Below are 22230 nucleotides of genomic sequence, written 5' to 3'. Positions count from 1 at the left end.
TCCTCGGATATGAGGCGTCCTCCCGTGCCGCCTGTAGGGAGGGGTTATGGAGCTCGAAGATCCCGCATGGGGGTGGTGCAGGAGGCACCGCACAGCCATGCGCGGCACCACCCCCACCCCTGACCCCTCCCCACAGGGGGAGGGGAAAGTGCCTTTTCTTCAGACGATTTGGCTGGTTTTCCCTACTCCCGCAAATCCGCATCCGTCACCACCACCCGCGCCCGCCGGCCCGGGCCGATCGCCTTGAGCGCCCGGTCCACCGCGGAGAATCGGCTGCGCCGGGCGCTGACGGCGAGCAGCAGCATCGGGATGCGCTCCTCGGCGATCAGGCGCTCGGTCACCACGTCGCCGCCGACGAGGCCGAGATCGACCACGACGAGGTCGGCGTCGCTGCGCAGGAGCGCGTCGGCGAGATTGCCGGCGAGGTCCCGCGGCAGGTCGGCGGGGCGGGGCAGCACCCGCAATCCCGAGGGAAGGGTCACCAGGGCGTCGCCGAGGGGCGTACGGCTGCGCAACAGGCCGGCGAGGTCCCGGGGCGCGGCGGCACCGAGGTCGCGGGTGAGCCCCCCCTTCGGGTCGGCATCGACCAGGACCACCCGCTCGCGGTCCGCCGCCGCCGAGAGGGCGAGCGAGCGGGCCAGCACCGACTTGCCGATCCGGTCGTCGCCCGCGGTGACGAGGACGACGAGGGGCTTGGCACCCGGCTCGGCGGCGGCGAGGCGATGGCGCAGTCGCGCGACGGCCACATCGTAGGGCACGTCGCCCCGGGTGCTGCCGAAATCGGCCTTGAGGGTGGCGGCGCTCGCGGCCTTGCGCGGTGCCCGCGGCAGGGCGTCGAGCCCGGTGCGGCCGAGATGGCCTTCCAGACGCCGGCGCGAGCGGACGCGGCCGGCGAGCAGTTCGAGCGCGAGGGCGCCGACGAGGCCGAGGCCCAAGCCGGCGACGAGGGCGGCCGCGACCAGCACCGGCGTCGGCGGGCCGATGCGCTTCTCCGGCGGCGAGGCCTGGGAGATGATCCGCGAGGCCGAGGTGTCGAGGCGCTGCTGCTCCTGCAACTCGCGAGCCCGGACCAGGAAGGCCTGGTAGACAGAGCGGCTCGCATCCGCCTGGCGCTCCAGTTCGCGCAGCTGCACGAAGTCGTCGCCGACCTTCAACGCCTCGGCCTTGCGCCGCTCCAGGGTCGTGCCGAGGACCTTGGCGCTCGCCTGGGCGGCCTCGAAGTCGTTGCGGCTCGCCGCCGCGATGCGGCGGATCTCGGCCTCGATCGCCGCGCGCAGGGCCTTTTCCTGCACCACGGCCGCCATGTAGCTCGGATGGCGCTTGCCCAGCGTCTCCTCCGCATCGGCGCGCAGGCGCTCGACGCCGGCGAGCTGGCTGCGCAGGCTCGTGATGGTCGGGTTGGTGACGATCTCGTTGGCGGAATCGAAGCGGCCGCCGCTGATCACGCCCTCGACCTGGCGCATCCGGGCGCCGGCCTCGAGGGCCTTGGCCCGGGCGGCGCCGAGCTGCTCGCTCAGCTGGGTCAGCTGCTGCTCGCTCACCAGCTGCGAGCGGGTGCCGACGAGGTTGTGCTTGGCCCGGAAGGCCTGCGCCTTGTCCTCGGCCTTGCGCAGGTCGTCGCGCAGCTGGGCCAGCCGGCTCTCGATCGCCTCGCCGGCCCGGCGGGTCGTCTCGGAGCGGGTGGCGGCGTCGCGGGCGAGGTAGGTCTCGGCGATACCGGTCGCGAGGCGGGCGGCCTTCTCGCGGTCGTCGGAGGTCACGCCGAGCTCCAGCACGAAGCTGCGCTCCAGCCGCCGCGCCCCGACCCGGTCGCGCAGGATCCGGAGCGCCGTCAGCCGGGGATCGACCGCCGGATCGGTGCGGCCGGTGAAGCGGGCGATCAGCGCCTTCGCGGCACCGATCAGGGTCTCTCGACCCTGGAATTCGGGATCCTTCGCGAGGTCGAACCGGTCGACCACGCGGCCGAGCACATCGTCGGAGGTGAGCACCCGGAGCTGGCTGTCGACGAGGAGGAGGCTGGCGTCGCTCGCCTGGTCCGGCGGGGTCAGCCCATCCTTGACCACCTGCAGCCCGCGCGGATCGATCAGGATCTGCGTCGAGGCGGCGTAGAGCGGCGGGTTCAGGTGCATCCAGGCCGCGGCGAGGCCGAGGCACAGGAGGACGGGCAGAAGCACCGTGAACCAGCGCAACCTCATGGTGCGCAGGATCTCGCGCGGATCGAGGAACCAGGGCTCCCGCACGCCCTCCCCGTATTCCCGCCCCTCCCGCGGGGCGGCCCCGACGAGCAGCCCGTTGCGGACGTTCTCGACCATGGTCATGATGGGCCCAAGGCTCCCGAAAGGCTCTCGCTGCGGGCCGGTCCTGTTCCATTCCGGGACGACCGGAGGGGACGACGGTCCGTTTCCCCGAGTCGCTTCAAGCGGCGGGCCAAGCCTGTCCCGTCCCGCGCGGGGACGGGACCGGGGCGACGTCCCTCCAGCCCGCCTCGGCCTCGCGCCGCGCCGCCCGGGCGCAGGCGAGGGCCGCCACGTAGGCCAGCACGTTGACGTTCCAGTCCTGGAACAATCCGGGTGTCGTCAGCCCGTTGAGGGCGAGCATCAGGATCAGGCAGGCGACGATCCGGCGGGTGCCGCGGTCGGCGCGGGCGGCGAAGCGGATCGGCTCGATCAAGGTCAGGACCGCGAAGGACAGGCCGATGATCCCGGTGCCGGCCCAGGCGCTCAGGAACATGTTGTGCGAACTCGTGATGAACACCGCGTCACGGCCGAGTTCGTCGGCAAGTTCGGTGGTCGGGATCAGGAGCTGGATGAAGCGGTCGGCGGCCGAGAAGCCGGAGCCGAGCAGGCGGTCCTGCGTCGCCGCGATGAAGGTCGGCCAGAACTGGCCGCGGCCGGTGGCGTTGGCGAGTTCCACCTTCGGCTTCTGGAGGATGACCGAGAGGGCGTCGAGGAGCCCCGGAAAGCTCGACAGGCCGACCATCAGGAACAGGAACACCGCGATCGAGGCCAGCGCCAGCACGATGCCGGCGACGCGGATACCCGGACGGCGCGAGGCGATCATCAGCGCCGGCCCGACCGCGATCAGCGCGCCCGTCGAGGCGGCCGAGCCCGCGATGACGAAGCCGGCCGCGGCCAGGACCAGGTAGCGGCCGCGGCGGCGGTTGGGCGGGCCGAACCAGGCGGCAAAGCCCAGGAGCGCGCAGACCAGCGGCATCATGTTGTTCTTGGCCGAGGAGAACACGATGCCGGAGGCCAGGCTCTGGAGGATCTCGGGCGTCACCGAGACGAGCCAGGCGAGCGTCACGATGGCGAGGATGTCGGCCAGCCGATGCCGGATGTCAGGCCGGTCGAAGATCAGGATCGACGAGAGGGTGAACACCGCGAGTTCCGCGGTGCGGTAGAGCGTGTAGGTCGGGACGATCGACCAGGCGGCGCTCACCCCGTTCATGACGATCATCAGGGTGAACGGCAGGTAGGGCATCGCGAAGGGCAGGAGCAGCACGCGCCGGTCGGCCGCGACCTTCACGAACAGGTAGAGGGCCGTGAGGCCGGTAAGCACGATGGTGACGACGTTCGAGGCCGTCAGCCCCTGCTCCAGCACCGCGTTGCCGTCCTCGCGCGGAACCGTGAAGACGAGCGGCATGAAGGCGAAGACCACCGTCAGCGCCAGCGGCCAGAACAGGGGCGCGCCGCCCGACGGCGGATGCGTCTCGAGGCGGCGGCGCAGGACCGGGTAGGCGAGCGTGAACCAGGTCGCGGCCGCGACGGCGATGAGGGCGTTCAGCATCGATCCGGCCTTTTTGCGGGCGCGCCCGGTCCGGCGGGGTTCGGGGATGGTCCGTCCAAAGGGGGGACCTCGCTCCGGGCGAGCGCCGTCAGCAGGGCGACCAGTGACGCGCCGTGGCCGATCGCCACCGCCGCCGCCGCCCCGACGGCCCCGTAATGGTCGAGGAGCGGGCGGATCAGCACCAGGGAGACCGGCAGGCTGACCAGGAAGGCGCGGAAGATGACGTCGGTGCGGCGCCGGGCCCGGAAGACCTGCCCCACCATGTCGCGCAGGAAGATGAAGACGACGCCGAGCGCCAGCCAGCGCAGGCAGGGCGCATAGGGAACGTAGGGCGCGCCGAAGACGAGGCGCAGCCAGAGTTCGGCCGGGATCGCCACCAAGGCGAGGAGGAAGCCGACCGGAACCCCGAGCCGGCCGGCGACGCCGAGCAGATAAGCCCGGAGTGCCGTCTCGCCGCCGGCCTCGTAGGCCCGCCCCGCCCCCGTCGGCACCACGTTCTCGGTCGCGGTAAGCATCAGGAGGACGATGCCGACGAGGTACTGGGCCGCCCTCAAGCCGCCGAGGGCCTCGTCGCCGAGCGCCCCGCCGGCCAGGATCCAGACCAGCTGCTCCTGCCCGAAGGTGACGAGGACCACCGGGAGGAGCCAGCGCGCCATCTGCCAGTGGCGCGAGGCAGCGGCGGCGAGGTTCCGGCGCCCCGGCTCGACCGCCCACCCGACGATGACCGGCAGCGTCGTGAGAAGCGCCGTGACGGCCAGGAGCCCGACGAGCTGGGCCGCATCGAGCGGCGCCCCCATCGCCCACGACCCTGCGACGGCGACCGGGAAGGCGGCTGCCCGGGACAGGTCCATGACGAGCGCCCGGGGGCCGGCCCCGGAAGCGAAGAGCAGCCGCCGTGCCGTGAGCTGCAGGTTCTGCCCCAGGGTGAGCGCGCCGGCGGCGGTGACGAGGTCGAGCGGCACCGCCTCGCCCCGGAGGGCGAAGTAGAGCGCGAGCGCCCCGGCGACGCCCAGCGCCAGGAGGGCCCCGAGGACCAGGGCCCCGGCGAGGATCGCGGCGGCGTAGCGGCGCGGGCTGCGCGCCGCGGCCGCGAGCGTCATCATCGGCGCAGTCACGAGGGCGTTGTGGACGGCCTGCGCCACGCCGCCGAAGATCAGAACCAGGGCGAAGCGGCCGAAATCCTCCATGTCGACGAGGCGGGCCGCCGCGATGCCGGCGAGGAAGCCGAAGCCGCTCACCGCCCCCTGGTCGAGGAGGGAGAGCAGGGACGGGCCGCGCAGGCGCGCGAGAAGCGAGGCGGGCCGCATCATCGCGCCAGCACCAGGCAGGCCGCCGCCGCGACGAGGCGGCTGCGGGCGTAGATCCAGAGCGGGCCGCTCGTGACCGCGTGGCGGGCGAATCCGCGCTTGAAATCGTAGACGCCCCGGTTGGCCGCCGGATCGATGCCGCCGACATCGAAGACCCGGTGGCCCGCCTCGGCGGCGCGGCCGAGGCAGCACCAGACCGCCAGATAGGCCGCGCCGTTCAGGTTGGCCCGTTCCGTCGCGGCGGTGAAGAAGGCGGTGGTGCGGTCGCGGCCGAGATGGAGGAGGCGCACCAGGCAGGGCTCGTCGCCCTCCCGGACCTCAAGGATCGGCTGGCGCGGGTCGCCTGCGACGAGGTCGCGGTAGGCCGCGCAGTCGAAGCGGCTGGGAAACCCCTTGCGGGCCTTCAGGGCCGCGTACATCGCCGCGAAGGCATCGAACGCGGCGAGCCGCTCGGCCGGATCTTCGAGGAAGCGCGCCGTCAGGGCGGGATTGCGCAAAGCCTTGCGCAGGGCCTTGCGCCAGCGCCGGTCCATGCCGGCCAGCACCGCATCGAGGCCGCGGCTGAGGTCCACCTCCAGGGTGTGCCGGCGCGGCGCAGAGACCGGCCGGAAGCCCGCCGTCAACAGCCCGAGCAGGACGCCGGGGCTCGCGGCCCGGTCGAGATCGACGACCAGGAGGTCGAGGGGCGATGGGGCGATGTGGCCGATGAGGCGGCGGATCACGGATTCTCCGCGGCACTCGCCCTCCCGGGTCAGGAGGGGGCCGCCCTGGACGTAGATTTGCCTTGAGGGCCCGCGCCGGCGGATCTGGACCTGGGCCAGGCCGACCAGCCGCTCGCGCTCGTCGACGACGCTCAGCCGCTCGATCCGGGCGCCGCGCCGGTGCTTGTAGACGCCCCATCCGGACGCGGCGAAGATCGTGCCGCCGGGCTGCGCCCAGACGAGGTCGTCCCAGGCCGAGACATCCTCGACCAGTACGATCCGTAGTCCCGTGTCGCGCCTAGCTCTGGTCATGGGGTCTCCGTGCCAGGACGGGACGATCCCCACCGGCGCCGCCCAGGCGACGCAAGGCGCGCACCGTGCGTGGGATTGTGCGTCTTGCACCGGAATCGGTTGATGACGATCGATCGGCCGGGCCCTACGTTGTCTTCTTGCTTGCTCGCGTGTCGGGCCGGTCCCACCCTCGTCCGGACGAGCGCCTTTGGACCGACGGGCGGGATGCCGCAACCCTTCAAGACCATCGCCCGCGACCACCCGGTTCTCCGGGCCCTTCTGCTGCGCGGCCTCGCGCGGTGGCGCCGCCTCGCCCATGCCCCGCCGGGCCTCTACACCCTGTGCTACCACCACGTTCCGGAGCATCACCGCGCCGGGTTCGCGGCGCAGATCGGTTACTTGCAGCGCCACGGCCGCTTCGTCGGGGCGGACGAGGCGCTGACGCTGATCGAGTCGGGTGGGATCACGGGGGAGCGACACTTCCTCGTCACCTTCGACGACGGCTATGCCGATACGGTCGAGGTCGCGCTGCCGGTGCTGCGCGCGGCCGGCGTGCCGGCGATCCTGTTCCTCGTCGGCGACTGGCTCGACGCCCCCCCGGCGAGCCCGCCCGGCCCCTATGCCGGCCGGGCCCTGGTGGCCGAATGGCTCGCCGCCGGCATGGAGATCGGCTCGCACAGCGCGAGCCATGCCCGCATCGCCACCCTGGACGACGCCTCGGCCGAGCGGGAGATCGCCGGGTCGAAGGTAGCCCTCGAAGCGGCGACGGGCCGACCGATTCGGCACTTCGCCTGCCCCTGGGGCGTCGCGGAGCGCGACTACCGGCCGGCCCGCGACCCGGCCCTGGCGCTGGGCACCGGCTATGCCAGCTTCTTCACCACCCGCCGCGGTGTGGCCACCGGCGCCGACGACCTCGCGACGATGCCCCGCCACGTCCTCGAACCGGAATGGCCCCTGCACGAGCTCGACGCCCTGATGGGAGCCCCCCGTGTCCGCTGACCGTCCCGTCGTGGTGGTGACCGGTGCGCTCGCCCCCTACACCCAGGTGCTCTACCGGGCGCTCGCCGCCGCCCTCGACCGACCGTTGACCGTGCTCGCCTGCGCGGCCCGGGAGCCCGCCCGCCAATGGGAGCTGGCGGCCGCCGACGGCTATCGCTTCGCCGTGCTGCCGGGCCTGCGCTGGCACCGGGACGCGGTGCGCAACCTCTACGTCAATCCGGGCGTCGTCCCGCGTCTCGCGGGCTTGCGGCCCGCGGCGGTGATCCTCAACGACTTCTCGCCCACCATGGCGATGGCGGCGCTGGCAGCCAGGGCCCTGGGCGTCCCCTACGCCATCCGCACCGACGGCGTGCCGGAGACCGATCCCGGCGCCCGCTCCCCGGCGCACCGGGCCTTGCGCCGCCTGATCGTGCCGGGCGCCGCCTTCGGCCTCGCCCCGAGCGAGGGCAGCCGGACGCTGCTGTCGACCTACGGGCTCGCGTCCGAGCGGATCCATCGCGCACCGCTCTTCCCGGCCTGGGAGGCGGCGGCGTCCCTGCCCGATCCCGAGACGCGGCCCTACGACGTCCTGTTCTGCGGCATCCTCAACGAGGAGGTGAAGGGCGCGCGCTTCTTCACCGACGTGATGCGGGCCTGCGCCGAGGCCGGGCGCCCGTTGCGGGTGCGGGTGGCCGGCGACGGGCCGCTCCGCGCCGAGATGGCGGCGCGCCTCGCCGAGGCCGGGATCCCGGCCCGGTTCGACGGCTACCTCGCGCAATCGGCCCTCGCCGAAGCCCACGCCTCCGCCCGGCTGCTGCTGTTCCCGAGCCGCGGCGACGTCTGGGGCATCGTGGTCAACGAGGCGTTGCAGAGCGGCACCGCCGTGCTCGCCTCACCCCATTCCGGCGCCGCCCGCGAGATGCTGGAGGCGCGCGGCTGCGGTACCGTACGGCCGATGGACGTCGCGGATTGGGCCCGCACCGCCCTGGCGCTCCTCGACGATCCCGGACGGCGGACCGCCTTGCGGGAGACGGCCGGTCGGGTCCTGCCGGATTTTACGCTGCGTCGTGCGGTCGAGGGATACCGGGCAGGGTTGTCGTCGGTGGGCTGAGGCGCGCCGGCCCGAGCGCCCGGGAGCGGAATGACGGCGCCTCACGCCCCTCCCCGATCCAGCCCCGCGGCGGCGAGCAACGCCCGGTCGAGGCCGTCGCCGCCGGCCGAAAGGGCCTCGCGCAGGGCGGCCTCGTCGGCATAGATCATCACGTCGCAGGCCTCGTAGGCCGGATCCGTCCCGAGATGCAGGCAGGTCCGGATCACGTAGCCTTGGTCCGGCGTGAGGTAGAGCGTCTGCGTGACCGGCACGGGATCGCCGGGCGGGCTCGCCGTCCGGCCGATCGGAACGGCGAACAGGCTTACCGGGTCCAGGGCGGACGCACCGGGCGTCGCACGCAGCGCAGCATCCCGGGCCTGAGCCGGATTCCGGCTCGATGGCGGCGTTCGGCGATGAGGCTCGCGGCGGTCGGGCATCGTCATCCTATTGTCTCGGATTTCGGGCAATCGTCTCGAGTAGGGGCGGTCGAATTACACCTCACGATCGCGGCTTGACGTCGATGAAACAACTTCAGGTTTCATCGATGCATTGGCATTGTCCAGGCGGATTGCCGCTTCACAAGGTGATCACAGCATAATTCGGCGTTCACCACACCCTCATTCGTGGGCATGACTGGCGCGTGAGGCGGATTATCACGGTTAAATCGTATGCAGGCGCGGGGTGCGGCCGCGTCGTCACGCCTCGGGCGCGGGCCCGTCGAGAGGTGCGATCGGCTCGTCCTTGATCTGGTCGAGGGCGAGCGCGGTGCGCACCGTGCGCACGTTGGGCAAGCCGGTCAGATGGCCGACGAGCTGCTGGAAGGCGCCGAGGTTCGGCGCGACGCATTTGAGCAGGAAGTCGGTCTCGCCCGAGAGCGTCCAGCATTCCCGCACCATCGGCCAGTCGCGCATCTGCGCCGCGAAGGCGGCGAGGTCCGCCTGGCCTTGCGCAGCGAGCTGCACCATGGCGAAGCAGACCACCTCGTAGCCGAGCGCCTTCGGCTCCAGGAGGGCGCGGTAGCCGCGGATGATCCCGGCCTCCTCCAGCGCGCGGACCCGGCGCAGGCAGGGCGGTGCCGACAGGCCGACCCGGCGGGCCAGTTCCACGTTGGTGATGGAGCCGTCGGCCTGCAGCTCCCGGAGGATCGCCCAGTCGATGGCGTCGAGGCGGGCGGGCAAGGCGGCGTGCGATCCTGGCAGCGGGCGGGAGCCCCGGTGAGTAGCCGCCCGCCGGGGCCGGCACAAGGTGACGCGACGGCGAAGGATCGTCGGTGAGCCATCGGTTGCCCGCCGCCGGCTCGTCTCTTATGGGGGGCTGTCCCGCGTGACTGGCGAGGTTCAAGGTGGTCCAACCACCGGGGAGCGCGGGACGTCGCTGCCGCTCGCCTGGGCACCCTCCCCGCACCGACCGACGGGTGACCCGTGACGCCGATGTCTTCGCCCTTGCCTTCAAGTTCCGACGCTTCTTCCCTGCCTGCCGTCCTGGACCGCCTCGACCGCCTGACCGACTGGGAAAAACGGCCGCGGGGCGGGATGCGGGTCGGGCTCGATCCGATGCGCGACCTGCTGGCCCGGCTCGACGCGCCGCAGGCCTCCTTGCGGGTGATCCATGTCGGCGGCACCAAGGGCAAGGGCTCGGTCTGCGCCCTGATCGAGGCCGGGCTGACGCGCGCGGGCCTGCGGGTCGGGCGCTACGCCTCGCCGCACGTCGAATCGGTGACCGAGCGGGTCTGCCTCCAGGGCCGGCCGGTGGCGGAGGCCATTCTCGCTCGCGCGCTGACCCGCGCGCTCGATGCCCACGAGGCCGCGCGCCGCGCCGGTACGGCGGGCGCGGACGCGACCTGGTTCGACGTGCTGACCGCCGCCGCGCTCACCATCTTCGGCGAGGCCGGGCTCGACTGGGCGGTGATCGAGGTCGGTCTCGGCGGGCGCCTCGATTCGACCAATGCCGTGGAAAGCGAGGTCGCGGTCGTCACCAACGTCGCCCTCGAACACACCGAGATCCTAGGGAACACCCGCGCGGCCATCGCCGCCGAGAAGGTCGGCATCCTCAAGCGCGGGGCGGCGCTCGTCACCACGCTCGGCCCCGACGACGAGGCCGGGGCGGTCGCGGCTGCCTGTGCCGCCGCCCTCGATTGTCCGGTGCTGCGGCCGGCGATTCCGCCGGAGGCCTCGATCGACGAGGAGAACGCGGCGCTCGCCGGCCTCGTCCTCGACCATCTGGGCACAAGCGGCGCGCGCGGGCGCGACGGCACGCCCTTGCACGCCGGCCTCCTCGACGCGGCGGCCCGCGACGGCGCCCGCCTGCCGGGGCGGCTCGAGCGGCGGCGGATCCGGACCGCCCGCGGCGCGGTGCCGGTGGTGCTCGACGGCGCCCACGTGCCGTTCAACCTCGCGGCGGTCCTGCGCGACCTCGCCCGCGCGCCCAATCTCTGCGGCCCCTGCATCGCGCTCGTGGCGATGGCGGGCGACAAGGACGCGGCGGGCTTCCTCACCGTGCTCGCTCGGCACGCGGAGGCGGTCGTCTGCACCGAGATGCCCGAGCGGCGCGGCCACGCCGCCGCGGCGCTCCGGGCGCTGGCCGTCGCCGAGGGGCTGGAGGCCGAGGCGGCGGCGGCGCCGGACGTGGCCATGGCGCGGGCCGCCGGCCTCGCGGCCGATCGGGGCGGCTGGCTCCTCGTCACCGGCTCGCTCCACCTCGTCGGCGCGCTGCGGGCGGCAACCGAGGCCCCGGAGGCCTGAGCGGACGAAGCGTTGGCCTGCCAACGCTTCGTCCGCTTGGATCCTTGTTTTGCCGCAGATTTTTCCGCAAAACCGGCAGCCGCTTCTGCGAAATCTGCTCAGCGCAGGAACGCCAGCGCCAGCGGCACCAGCACCGCGGTGAGGAAAGCGTTGAGCCCCATGGCAATGCCCGCGAAGGTGCCGGCGACCTCGCTGACCTGGAAGGCCCGGGCGGTGCCGATGCCGTGAGCGGCCAGTCCCACCGCGAAGCCGCGGGCGCGGTAATCCTTGATGCCGAGGCGGTCGAGGAGCGGCGTCACCATGATGGCGCCGAGGATGCCGGTGAGGATCACCAGCACGGCGGTCAGCGTCGGGTCGCCGCCGAGCGCCGAGGTGATGCCCATGGCGACGCTGGCGGTGACGGATTTCGGCGCCAGCGCGATCAGGATTTGATCCGGCACGCCGAGGAGCTTCGCCGTGCCGATGCCGGTGACGAGGGCCGCCGTGGAGCCGACCAGCAGCGCGGCCAGCATCGGCACCAGGACGCGCGTCACGGTCTTGCGGTGCTCGTAGAGCGGGATCGCCAGGGCCACCGTGGCAGGTCCGAGCAGGAAGTGCACGAACTGCGCGCCCTCGAAATACACCGAGTAGGGCGTGCGGGTGACGATCAGCACCAGGCCGACCATCCAGATCGCGTGCAGCACCGGGTTCGCCAGGGGGTGACGCCCGGTGGCGGCGGAGACCCGGTCGGCGACGACGTAGGCCGTGAGCGTCACGGTGAGCCACAGGAGCGGCGTGCGCGACAGGAACACCCACAGGGCGAAGTCCCCGCTCATCGCCCGGTCCGCTTCGCGACGTAGGAGAAAGTCAGCACCGTGGCGACGAGGGCGACGGCGGTCGACACCACGAGCGAGACGGCGAGCGCCAGGCCGTGGGCGGCCAGGACGTCGAGCCGGCCGATCACCCCGGCGCCCGCCGGGACGAACAGCAGCGAGAGATGGGCGAGAAGCCCCTTGCCGGTGCGCTCCAGCGTGCCGTCGGTCAGGGGCGCCGGCAGCCCGCCGGGCCGCCGGTCGCGCAAGACGAGCACGGCGAGGAGCAGGGCCATGCCGACGACCGGGCCCGGGACGGGCAGCGCGAAGGCGCGGGCCAGGATCTCGCCGGCGAGCTGGCACAGCAGCAGCAGGGTCAGGCTGAGGATCATGACGCAGCCTGCGGGCTCCCCATCCCGACGAGCCAGTGGTCGAGGAAGGCGTCGAGCCAGGCCACCACGCGGTCGTCATGCATGAACCGCCCCTCGATCTGCCGCGCCCGGTCCTGCGCCCCGGGCAGGCACAGGCGCTCGGCGGCCCGCACGGTCCAGCGGCAGATCATCGCGTGGGTGACCTCGGGGTGGAACTGGAGGCCGAAGGCCGAAGGCCCGACCCGGATCGCCTGGGTCGGGAAATCGTCGCCGGTGGCGAGCGTGTCGGCGCCGGCCGGGCAGGTGAATCCCTCCCGGTGCCAGTGATAGACGTGGGACGGCCAGGGCTGGCCGATCTCGCCCGCGAAGTCGCGCCCCGCCTCTGTCGGCAGCAGGGGATAATAGCCGATCTCGGCCCGCCCCTCCGGATGGGCGCAGACCGTGGCGCCGAGGCACTTGGCCAGCATCTGCGCGCCGAGGCACAGGCCGAGGAAGGGGCGCCCCTCGCGCAAGGGAACCTCGATCCAGTCGATCTCCTGGCGCACGAAGGCGTCGGGGTCGTTGGCGCTCATCGGGCCGCCGAAGATCACCGCGCCGGCATGGTCCCGCATCGTCTCGGGCAGCGGATCGCCGAAGCGCGGGCGGCGGATGTCGAGGGGATAGCCGCGCTCCAGGAGCAGCCGGCCGAGGCGGCCGGGCGTGGATTGCTCCTGGTGCAGGACCAGCAGCACGGGCCGGTTCCCGGGCTGCGGCATCACGAAGGGACTCACCATCGACGGATCACCGGGCCGGCACCTGCTGCGCCGGCAGCCCCGCCAGGGCGACCGCCCGTGTGGCGGTGATCGCGGCGTCGTCGAAGCCGAGGAGCTGGCCGACGCGCCAGACGAGGTCGTCCTCGAATTCGTGCACCTGCCCGTCGGCGGCGGCGACCGCCCAGGCGAGGCCGAGGAGACCGCGCCGTTCCTCCTCCGGCACGTCGCGGCCGATCATCTCGACGAGCTCGGCCACGTCGCGGGTCTCGTTGTCGAAGCTGATCGCCCGCTCGATCAGCGCCCGCGCCCCCGCCTCGGTGGGGGCGAAGCGATGGAGCAGCAGGCGGGCGAGCCGGTCGCGCTCCACCGCCGCGAGCGTGCCGTCGACCCGCGCCACATGGACGAGCAGGGTCACGGCGGCAAGATGCTGCTCCGCCTCCGGGTCGGGCGGCGAGGCGGGCGCGCCGAACATCTCGGCGGCATAGGCGCGAAGGCGGGCGATCAGGGGCATTCCGGGGGGAGCGTGCGAGGGGATTTCGTCGGAGGCGGCAGCCCCATGGTCCGGAATCGGCAGCCCACCGTCAAGCGCCCCAGGCGCCGGAGGGCGGTGCCGAGCCCTGCATTCGCCTTCTGCACCGCCCTTCCCCCAGATCGTCCGGCGCGCCGCGCTTTTTCGACGCCGACTTGCCGAGAGCCTTGCCGAGAGCCTTGCCAAGCCCCCGCCCCCCGGGTATGAGGGCGCCACTGACCGCCGGCCCCGCCGGCCGGGTCGACGCCGCAATAGCTCAGCTGGTAGAGCACCTCATTCGTAATGAGGGGGTCGGGGGTTCGAATCCCTCTTGCGGCACCACTACCTCTCTTATCATAATAAGTTGTTGTTTTTTAACGTGTTTTCGCAGTGCCTCTGAGTCGCCGTTTCCGATTGTCAGACATTGTTGTCAGACACCGCAAGGCGGTTTGACGCATACGTCCGCCCCTGCCCAGATCCTCTGAGTTCGACGCTGACGCGGGTTTCGCCCGGGTACAGATTCGCGGCTGCATCGCGGTTGAGACTCCGGGAACCGAGTTCGGGCAGGTACGCGCCGGCATCCCGATGGGCGGCCATACCGCTTTCATACGCCAGCCGAAGGACAACGACACTCGGGCGCTGTAGCCTAACATGTGGAACGGGAGCCGCCGAAACCCGAACACCGCGCTTAGGAAGTGTTCTGAAGGCCGAGCCAACGATTGCGGAATGAGATCGGAAGCATAAGATGCGGTATGGCTACCACCACACACCCAAACCCGACGCTTCTTGATTGGAGCCAAGTGCGAACTGGAATTCAGGCATTCCAGCGATCACTCAACCTCAGCAGCGAAGCAAATGCTTTTCAATATTTTGCAATTTCAAAAATACTGAAAATTGATGACGACGAAATAAGATCCGCGATTACTGACGGCAGTGACGATAGAGGTATCGATGCAGTCTATATAGACGACAGAGCAGAGCGCAAGGTCATTCATTTATTTCAATTCAAGCACGTGGGAAACTTTAAAAATGTAAATAATTCCTTTCCGTCCAATGAAATAGATAAAATACAAAGCTTTCTTGATTGCTGTCTTCGCAAAGATGAAACTCTTGAGGGAACCTGCAATCCGCTTCTTTGGAGTAAGGTCAACGATATATGGTATGCCCTTGAAGAGGCTGTTTGTACGATAAAAATCCATCTTTGCATTAACGCAACTGGATTGACGCAGCCTCATGCAAAGCGATTCGAAGAAGCTCTCCGTCCATACCAGCACGCATACTTAGTGCAGCATGATTTGATTTGGTTTTCACGACTTCTCTCAAAGGGGGTTACAGTAGATCGTGAATACGATTTAGGAATTGTCGAAGATCAGTATTACGGTCGAACCGATGGTTCTGCTAAGGGACTTATAGGAACAGTTAGAGGTGAGGAAATAGTCCGGATGATCGCCGACCCAGATTTTCCCCAAGAGGTTGATGATACGCTTTTTGAAGACAATATACGTCTCTATCTGGGCGAGCAAAACGAAATAAATCGAAAAATTCTGACTACAGCGCTCAGTGCTGAAAATTGGCAGTTCTGGTATCTCAATAACGGCATCACGATTGTGTGTGACCGTATGGTATACCAGCCCCGGTCGGCGAGCCCAAAAGTCAGAATGACCAATCCCCAGATTGTCAACGGAGGTCAAACGTCACATGCTCTTTTCGAGGCCGCGCGCTCGGATTTATCTAGAATACAACACGTGAAGCTACTACTCAGAGTAATTGAGACTGCTGACCGATCATTTACTAATAAAGTTGCTGAAGCAACAAATAGCCAAACGCCGATCAGGAGCCGTGACATCCGTTCGAATGACTCCATCCAGATACGAATTGAAAATGCACTCCTGGGACACGGTTATTTCTACGAGCGCAAGAACGATCAGCATATTGATCAGCCAGCAGAGGCCCGCATTGACGCCGTCAAACTTGGCCAGATCATTCTAGCCTACGTTCTCCGCGAACCTGATCGAGCGAAAACGGCTTCAAATCGCATATTTGGAGAATTCTATACCTGGGTATTTGACGAGTCCATTCTGTCGGCTGAAAACATAATTGCTATGTGGCGCATTTACAAAATGGTTGATGGCGACCGTAGACGTACCATAGCTTCTATTAATTCAAGATTGAAGAAAACATACGATGAATCATGGATAATTGAAGGCGTATTTCACATTCTTTATATGCTGAGCTTGACCTGCGAACAGGAAGGCACCCCCATCTTCGACCTCGACGCGGTAGAAAAGCATTATGCTCCCGTGAAGGAGCAAATCGATGAATTCATGATGCTGAATAGAGGTGAGGCAGCCTACAGAGTTTTCCGTAGCGCGATGACTAAGCAGCTACTGGCTCGTTTTTCGAGGGGGCGTCAACTCAGTTTAGCTCTGGAATCAACGGAACAATCAAATTGATTTGCAATGCTGATCCAGCCGTGATGGCCGCCGCAGCGGGCAGGCTAGAGCTTGACTCGGATCATCGAAACTGAGGACCAACCCGATCCTAAGATTCTGGACCGGCGACGGGAGATTCAGGCCGAGATCGCCACGTTGACGACGCGGCACGACGTGCCGAAGGCGGATCGCGAGGAACTGCGCCGGACCCGCCGGACGGATGACGCGGTGCTGGACGAAGCCACGGCCCTGATCCAGCAGATGGAAATGGACGACCTGACCGCCCGGTTCGAGATTCGCCAGCGGCTCCGCACCCGGCTGCGCCGGATCGTCGAGGTGACGCACTTCACCGGGCACCGCGTCGGGTTCGCCCGGGTCCAGATTCGGGGCGGCGTGGTGCTAGTGATTCCGCTCGACAAAGCCAGCCAGGAGCGAGCCGGATACCGGAAAACCTGGGCATGGCAGCGAGCGGTGCCGAACGCCGGCATTTCGCCGCTGGAGCCGAACGAGGTAGGGCCACAGTTGATCGCGGCCGAGTAGCCTCAAGCAGCACCGACAAGTCCCAGTTCTACCAGAGATCCCGCGGGAGCAGATTCCGCGTGATTTTTTTATTGTTCTGTGCATTCATCGCTTTTACCGCCGATTATACCGATCATTCCCGCAACCATCCAGTGTATTGGCTACTTGATGATTACGACTTGAAGGATTTTCTGATTGGTGTATAGTATGCTGATCTTGCCTCTGTCTTGACGCGCACGCTCTCCCGCCCCATGACTCAGGGCTTGAGGAGAACAGCCGTGCCGTAGCCCATACGAAAACCCCCGCTGGTCTGGGGAGGCCAGCAGGGGTTTCAGATTCAGAGTGTCTTAGAGGTGTAAGCAGCCCCGAGACTAATGACCTGAACGACTCGGTGTCAAGCACCGAGCGATCGTTTGCGCCTGCGGCCAGCCAAAAGGTTGGTCACTGATGTTCAAGCCGAACCCGAACCAATTCCGGGTGCCCCGCGACAAGAAGCGGGGCTACTATCTCAACGACCGGGCTGCGAAGGCGGCGGTCAACGCCCTGAAAGAGGGATTCGAGAAGGGCAGCTACATCCTGCCCCGCTCGGTCCGCAGATTCCTCCGCCGGCCGCTGGAGGCGTATCAGGGTCGTCCCCGGCTGGCCCAGGCGATCCAGAAGCTGGCCTGGATCATCGGCAAGTACCACACGGGCGAGCACAACTTGGTCGAGCGCGGCTGCGGCATCGGCAAGGAAGGCGCGGGCTTCTTCCTGTCCCGCAAGGGCCTGTGCGGCCCGAATGGCTTCCCCGGCCTCACCGAAGCTCTGGTGCGCGAGGCGACCCAGGTGCTGATCCAGATCGGCTTCATCGAGCGGATCACCCCGCCGGGCGAACTCACCGAGGTCCGCGCCCCGAAGAACGCCAAGACCCCGTTCGGCTACTTCCGCCGCGGCCACAAGGCGAAGAAGGACGCTCTCGGCCGGATTCGCAGTCCCATGGTGATGTACCGCCTCGGCCCGGACACCCGCCAACTCTTCGCCAAGACCTTGCGACGCAATGAGGTCAGCCAGGAGGCAGCCGTGGGGGAACCACTATGGAGTAATCCCGGAAATATTTTAGATTCTGAGCCCGGTGGAACCCGCGTGGGTGTACATACTGGTTCTGGCTATGATGATGCCGGCCACGACCCTGCCGACCCCAGATTCAACCGGCACAAGCCGAACCCAGATCGCGACCCGCTGACGAAACGCCGGCACAACGATGCGGAGCGCCAAGCCGCTATGGAGCATCTGGAAAGACTGCGTCGGGGCCCGAAGCCGAACATGGCCTTTGAGCACCACAGGGAGGCCCAGTGGCGACTTCCAACGCTCGCCAGCGACCCGAGCCCAAGCTGAGCCTCAGTGCCCTCAAAACCCGCTTGGTGCGGGGTGGGTGAGACGAATCATCGTCAGCGAACGGAAGAGAGAGCCACCGTGGCACGATCCCCAGATTCCAAGCCCCAGATCACCGAAGTGATCGGATCAGTGAACGACGACGCCCCCGCAGCCATGGAAGCTCCCGTGAAACGCTCCGCCGAGCGGGTTACCAACCCCCATTCGAACGAGGACATGCAAACCCTGGTGGCAGCAGTCACCGCAGCCATGAACGCTCGGGCGCGTCCGCCGAAACGCTGATCCGACCGCGCCGGCCATTGCATCCGGGCATCCGGAAGGCGAAAGCCTGATGCGGATCTGCGACAAGCACACCCACGCCCCACCTCCAGATTCGTTCTGGCGCAGTGGCTGGCAGGATCGTCGTTAGCCTCTGTCAGAACCTATCCGTGACAGATGGAGCGGCACCGGCTGCGCGCCAGGTCCACAGACTTCAATCGTCGCGAAATGACGCATGAGGTAGCTCAAGGAGGAGAGATCTTGGAACAGGACAATAAAACCTCTCCCCGTCTCGAAGAGTTTCCTACAAAACAACCACAGGATAATAATCTAGCTTTATGTATGAGTGGAAGAGTTTCGGCTGATTATTGTGCATCATGCCAGAGCGGCATCCTCAACGACGTGAAGCAACGGCCTTTCCGGCGCATACGAGGGCAGTGTACGACCATTTATGACGGAGCGCTAGATGTTTTATCGTCGTTTTTGTCTTGCTGTTCAAGTGGGCCAACAGCAACTTTTGTAAGATTTTTATTTGGAACAAATATCCCATACAGATGAGGTTGTCGTGAAAATATCTGTGCGATCTGATTTCCATTCAAACCAAGGATAATATAAACGTGGTATCGCCCTAATGCAGTCAAATATTTCATATAGTTAACCATCTCCTGAGCAACATCACTGGAAACTTCCAGACCGCGGCCATGGGGAATAATATTTCTCAAATCTCTAATGCGCCTGAGATTTGGATTTGCTCTAAATCCATCTTTATGCCACATTTGGTGCAGACGCTCAAGGCGTTTTAAAAGAGAAAATTTATTCGAAGCGGTTGCTTTAATCCGACTGAAGAAATCGACATCTTCCGAAGAGCCATTTTTTGTTACCAGATCTACCAACTGGGCCATTTTATCTTTAAATTTTTCGTCGGCACCCGAGCCATATGTTCGATTATCAAAAGCTTCGAGGCAACCTAAAAGCTCTCCATAGCCTTGCGTGATAGTGAGATCATAATCTTCTACGCTTTGAATCAAATTTGAAAGATATATAAGCTCATCGCTATCCCCGGCAATGTGGTCGAGCAATGTTTTCAATGATATTGGAAAATTGCTTTCTGAACTAAGACGGTCATGTAAACTAGGAAGTTTTATATGTCGTTTCTTTCTAGAAATAGGTTGATACCAAAACTCGGCGACAATCTGACGGTCTTCTTGATTCCACAGGCGTTTATACGTTGTAGGTAGATAATATATAGGAGGAGAGACTCGGATTCCCGTTAAGAATTCAAATATCACGTCGATCCTCCAATTTATGCGAGTCACAGCCTCCAAATTTATAGGTTTAGTAAATATCATTTCGAATATCGTATACTCTTCCAGTGTAGTTGCCTCGCCACCTGGAACACGTATCGCACTGCTGACCTTTACCTGTGTTCCATCAGCCAAAGTAAAATCTCGTTGCTGTGGTGGCCTGACATCTACTGAAAGGCGTGGGCTGCCCCAGTCTTTCGTTCGTATCCACTCACTTTCAACAAGATTCGGATTTACCCAAGCGTGAATCGCCGGATGTTCGACAATCAGCCCTGTGAAAATAGGTTCATCGATGTTCTCTAAATGAATATTTTTGAGGACTGCGCTTGCAACATAGCGTTGCGAATCTCTCATAACAGGCGTGTTGATCCCTACTCCAAACCCACTGGTACGTTGCGTCCATGGCTGAATGATTGTCGCTGGGCGTTGATAGTCTATATATCCGGTAATCGTTTGCCCTACGACAATATCACTAGAACTGGACTCGGGATTTGAGAACTGTATCGTGTCGAGGTGAATGCCTTTTTCGAGATCGAAACTTAATCGGCCGTTCAAGGTGTCCAATTTGTCGTCATGTCGCGGACGTACGGCAAACCAATCCTCGAAATTCTTAAGTTCCACTGATGCCTCCCGACGACTCATCCCCATACGCAGCTTAAAACATCTCGGATGAAGCGCAATTAGGGCCATGGCGGACACCGAGTGTCGGCCTGCCGTATCATCCTGATCGGATACTACATCCCAGGCACCCTCGGCTGCGAGGAGCGTAATCCGGACCATGCTGGCCTGGGTGACAGAAGATGAAGCGGCTGTTCCTACCCTACCACCGTAGCCGCTCCGAATTCTCCGAAGCTTGAAATTCAGAGCCAGACGTGGGTTTCCCGGTCAGGCGGATGCTGATTCAGGTATCGGAGCCGTCCGCCAGCACACTGATTCAACGCGTGACGAAAGGCATTCCCACGAGCACGTGAGGGGCGTTCCGTGGCTACCCTGTGGATCGGAGCGGCACCGGCTGGCGGACCGGGTTTGATGGAGGCGGGCCGGTTGTGGTGGGAAGGTCCCTCTCCGGGCACTCATGAGCCTGCACAGCGGAAATCGTCGTTTGGACAGAGATCGACCCAGAATCTACAGTCCGAAAAATAATTCACTTATAATACCGATTTTGCTAAATTTCGGCTCCATATTGTAGGAATTTTTCGATTTCTCCATTCTGACATAGCACGATATGTTTAGTCGCATAATGTTATAATACTTTAAAAACGCCCTTTGCGGGTTGAGCCAAAGACATGTTTCGATGATAGGTAGGCGGGCATGTTAGCTGAACGTGGACCAGCGCCATCGAGCCAGGAGAGCATCCAAATAAAAAACATCATCAAACAATGATCGGTACTTTCGTTTGCATCATAAGCTCGTAAATCGATCGACTTGCCGGTTGAATTTAAATGAATTCTGTGCGCGGACCCTGCCTGTCCATAATTACTCAAAGCATAATAAGATCCTGATACAATTAGAAATTTATCAGGGACTATTACAAAATCAGGAAGTTCGTGATCGGACAACCCTGATGCAGCCGCCGTAATATTTTTAAGTATCGTATCCAAGCTCGGGCTTTCATAAGCCCAAACAATAAAAAGACTGTCTTTGATTTGTTGTGACGAACGCTCGACGAAATTGCGAGGCATTGTCTTAAAACGCTGGCATTTTTTCAGCGTATCAGTAATTTCTGCTGGCCCAAGATAAGTTTTAACTTCGACAAGGGCATAAATCGACTCTATCAGCCAAACTGGCACGTTTGCGTCTATTAGAGGATTGCTGCTTAAGCCGTCCGCAACGAATATATCAGCTTGATTGGAGAACTCTCCAGTTGCTGCGAGCGCCATGCCGGAACTTATTGTATATCTCTGAGGCAAAAAATCGCGCAATAATTTTTGGAGCATTTCTTCCCTATTTGCTCCAGCCGAAGGCTTGTGTGTTGCGTACCACTGTCTAATTAAATTCGATTTTTGCTTTAGATCTTGCGCAACGAACGAAAAATAATCGGCTGGCGTTGGCATATCAAATCACTCGTTCTCTCAACGTCGGCATACGTACTTAGAAAACATAACTACTCGATCTTGTAAACCATTTTGTTAATTTCTTTCCTCTCGGATTTCGCTAAGTCCTTATCTTCGCCCACCCTTCACCAACCTCAACCTGCTCAGAGCAGGCGGCAAATCTGGCGGCCGGGGTGCGCCTCGCAGGTCGGGGAAGTACGCATGGCAGCGGGGTTGGTACTGATTCCCTCGAACCTTATCTGGCGGTGGGTAAGAGCAGTCTCGGGCGATTCCTTCAAGAACTCGCTCAAGCGGTGTGTCCGCTCCGAATCTCTGCGCCAGCCGGGCAAGGCGGTAGCTGCCTTGCCGGTGCGGGCACATCCCGCAGGCGATACGGACCACCACGAAGGGGTACTGCGCGAGACAGCGAGGCCGCTCCACCTCAAGGCTCCTTCAGAACCGTGGGCAGGCCACCACGGGCATAGCCGTACGAGACGAGTCTGCGGGCAGCTTCAAGGGCCCGCTCCAACCTAACCAAATCCTCCAGCGCCAGTGCGAGTGCCCGGTGCGCATCGCCGCCGGCAGCCTCCAGATAGGCGGTGAGATCAGCATCGAGGCCGGGCAGAGCCCTCGCCGCTTCGTCACCGCTGACCTGTGCCATGATTCGCCCCGTCGTGAGAACGTATCAGGAACATAGCGCGAGGCTGGATGTGTCAAGCTTCTCAGATTCGCCCGGGAGTCGATCGACCAAGGTCGAGTAGGGCGAGACGAGCCATCAGGGATGGTCGGTCAGGGTGAGCAACTACCCTCTGGGGGTTCTCGACAAGGCTGTGAGGTGTCAGGGCGATACCGGACCGCCAGACGCACCGATGCGGGAGAATCGGTTGCGCTGGCAGGGCCCGATTCTGGCCCGCTCCGGAGCCCGTACAGCGGCTTTTGCCCTTGGACCGCCTTACAGCACATCCGGACTGAGCAGCGAGGCCCTGGGTGGCCTCCT

General features: G+C 65.0%; 19 protein-coding genes, 1 tRNA gene and 1 riboswitch. Of the genes, 7 read left to right on the top strand and 13 right to left on the bottom strand.

Features of this window, described 5'->3' with window-relative positions; genetic code table 11:
* Positions 1-182: 182 nt before the first annotated feature.
* The 4 genes from HBB12_RS19715 to HBB12_RS19700 form a co-directional block, all read right to left on the bottom strand.
* A complete protein-coding gene (locus HBB12_RS19715; RefSeq protein ID WP_236990901.1) occupies positions 183-2318 on the bottom strand; it encodes a GumC family protein in 2136 nt (711 codons plus the stop codon).
* Positions 2319-2415: 97 nt separating this feature from the next.
* Positions 2416-3786 carry an O-antigen ligase family protein gene (locus HBB12_RS19710; RefSeq protein ID WP_236990900.1) on the bottom strand — a complete coding sequence of 457 codons (1371 nt, stop codon included), beginning with the start codon at positions 3784-3786 and terminating at the stop codon, positions 2416-2418.
* Positions 3780-5096, bottom strand: coding sequence for a lipopolysaccharide biosynthesis protein (locus HBB12_RS19705; RefSeq protein ID WP_236990899.1), 1317 nt, complete (start codon positions 5094-5096; stop codon positions 3780-3782). The genes HBB12_RS19710 and HBB12_RS19705 overlap by 7 nt, the downstream gene beginning before the upstream one ends.
* Positions 5093-6106 carry a lipid II:glycine glycyltransferase FemX gene (locus HBB12_RS19700; RefSeq protein WP_236990898.1) on the bottom strand — a complete coding sequence of 338 codons (1014 nt, stop codon included), beginning with the start codon at positions 6104-6106 and terminating at the stop codon, positions 5093-5095. Before HBB12_RS19700 ends, HBB12_RS19705 begins: the two co-directional genes overlap by 4 nt.
* A 204-nt stretch (positions 6107-6310) precedes the next feature.
* Here HBB12_RS19700 and HBB12_RS19695 point away from each other — a divergent pair, with 204 nt between their 5' ends.
* Positions 6311-7084: a polysaccharide deacetylase family protein gene (locus tag HBB12_RS19695; RefSeq protein WP_236990897.1), complete on the top strand. Its 774-nt coding sequence runs from the start codon at positions 6311-6313 to the stop codon at positions 7082-7084.
* Positions 7074-8174, top strand: coding sequence for a glycosyltransferase family 4 protein (locus tag HBB12_RS19690; protein WP_236990896.1), 1101 nt, complete (start codon positions 7074-7076; stop codon positions 8172-8174). The genes HBB12_RS19695 and HBB12_RS19690 overlap by 11 nt, the downstream gene beginning before the upstream one ends.
* Before the next feature lie 41 nt (positions 8175-8215).
* On the opposite strand, the gene HBB12_RS19685 is transcribed toward HBB12_RS19690, so the two are convergent.
* Together HBB12_RS19685 and HBB12_RS19680 are read right to left on the bottom strand one after the other, a co-directional pair.
* Complete coding sequence (locus tag HBB12_RS19685; RefSeq protein ID WP_236990895.1) at positions 8216-8596, bottom strand: hypothetical protein; 381 nt, start codon at positions 8594-8596, stop codon at positions 8216-8218.
* A gap of 252 nt (positions 8597-8848) precedes the next feature.
* Complete coding sequence (locus tag HBB12_RS19680; protein WP_236990894.1) at positions 8849-9331, bottom strand: Lrp/AsnC family transcriptional regulator; 483 nt, start codon at positions 9329-9331, stop codon at positions 8849-8851.
* Between the two features lie 135 nt (positions 9332-9466).
* Positions 9467-9551, top strand: a riboswitch (ZMP/ZTP riboswitch).
* Between the two features lie 44 nt (positions 9552-9595).
* Here HBB12_RS19680 and HBB12_RS19675 point away from each other — a divergent pair.
* On the top strand, positions 9596-10894 hold the full coding sequence (locus HBB12_RS19675) for a bifunctional folylpolyglutamate synthase/dihydrofolate synthase (protein WP_236990893.1): 1299 nt from the start codon (positions 9596-9598) through the stop codon (positions 10892-10894).
* Between the two features lie 98 nt (positions 10895-10992).
* On the opposite strand, the gene HBB12_RS19670 is transcribed toward HBB12_RS19675, so the two are convergent.
* The 4 genes from HBB12_RS19670 to HBB12_RS19655 are packed head-to-tail and all read right to left on the bottom strand — an operon-like array spanning position 10993 to position 13319.
* A complete protein-coding gene (locus tag HBB12_RS19670; protein ID WP_236990892.1) occupies positions 10993-11709 on the bottom strand; it encodes an LrgB family protein in 717 nt (238 codons plus the stop codon).
* Positions 11706-12077: a CidA/LrgA family protein gene (locus HBB12_RS19665; RefSeq protein WP_236990891.1), complete on the bottom strand. Its 372-nt coding sequence runs from the start codon at positions 12075-12077 to the stop codon at positions 11706-11708. Before HBB12_RS19665 ends, HBB12_RS19670 begins: the two co-directional genes overlap by 4 nt.
* Positions 12074-12829 (bottom strand): glutamine amidotransferase, encoded by a 756-nt coding sequence (locus HBB12_RS19660; protein ID WP_236990890.1) that lies wholly within the window; start codon positions 12827-12829, stop codon positions 12074-12076. Before HBB12_RS19660 ends, HBB12_RS19665 begins: the two co-directional genes overlap by 4 nt.
* Positions 12830-12836: 7 nt before the next feature.
* A complete protein-coding gene (locus HBB12_RS19655; protein WP_236990889.1) occupies positions 12837-13319 on the bottom strand; it encodes a tellurite resistance TerB family protein in 483 nt (160 codons plus the stop codon).
* Positions 13320-13582: 263 nt separating this feature from the next.
* On the opposite strand from HBB12_RS19655, the gene HBB12_RS19650 reads away from it, so the two are divergent.
* The 4 genes from HBB12_RS19650 (at position 13583) to HBB12_RS19635 (ending at position 17641) form a co-directional block, all read left to right on the top strand.
* Positions 13583-13658, top strand: a tRNA-Thr gene (locus HBB12_RS19650).
* Positions 13659-14068: 410 nt separating this feature from the next.
* On the top strand, positions 14069-15769 hold the full coding sequence (locus tag HBB12_RS19645; protein WP_236990888.1) for an AIPR family protein: 1701 nt from the start codon (positions 14069-14071) through the stop codon (positions 15767-15769).
* Between the two features lie 51 nt (positions 15770-15820).
* A complete protein-coding gene (locus HBB12_RS19640; protein WP_236990887.1) occupies positions 15821-16288 on the top strand; it encodes a hypothetical protein in 468 nt (155 codons plus the stop codon).
* A gap of 426 nt (positions 16289-16714) precedes the next feature.
* On the top strand, positions 16715-17641 hold the full coding sequence (locus tag HBB12_RS19635) for a hypothetical protein (protein ID WP_236990886.1): 927 nt from the start codon (positions 16715-16717) through the stop codon (positions 17639-17641).
* 704 nt (positions 17642-18345) lie between these two features.
* Here HBB12_RS19635 and HBB12_RS19630 read toward each other — a convergent pair.
* From HBB12_RS19630 to HBB12_RS19615, 3 genes are all read right to left on the bottom strand, one after another.
* Positions 18346-19821 carry an ApeA N-terminal domain 1-containing protein gene (locus HBB12_RS19630; RefSeq protein ID WP_236990885.1) on the bottom strand — a complete coding sequence of 492 codons (1476 nt, stop codon included), beginning with the start codon at positions 19819-19821 and terminating at the stop codon, positions 18346-18348.
* A 632-nt stretch (positions 19822-20453) separates the two neighbouring features.
* Entirely contained in the window at positions 20454-21254 is an 801-nt protein-coding gene (locus HBB12_RS19625) for a DUF6602 domain-containing protein (protein WP_236990884.1), read from the bottom strand.
* Between the two features lie 421 nt (positions 21255-21675).
* On the bottom strand, positions 21676-21894 hold the full coding sequence (locus HBB12_RS19615; protein ID WP_236990883.1) for a hypothetical protein: 219 nt from the start codon (positions 21892-21894) through the stop codon (positions 21676-21678).
* Between the last annotated feature and the right edge of the window lie 336 nt (positions 21895-22230).

Source organism: Methylobacterium sp. SyP6R (genome assembly GCF_019216885.1).
Lineage (GTDB): Bacteria > Pseudomonadota > Alphaproteobacteria > Rhizobiales > Beijerinckiaceae > Methylobacterium.
The sequence above is the reverse complement of the archived record's forward strand: the minus strand, read 5'-3'. Positions and strand labels throughout refer to the sequence as shown.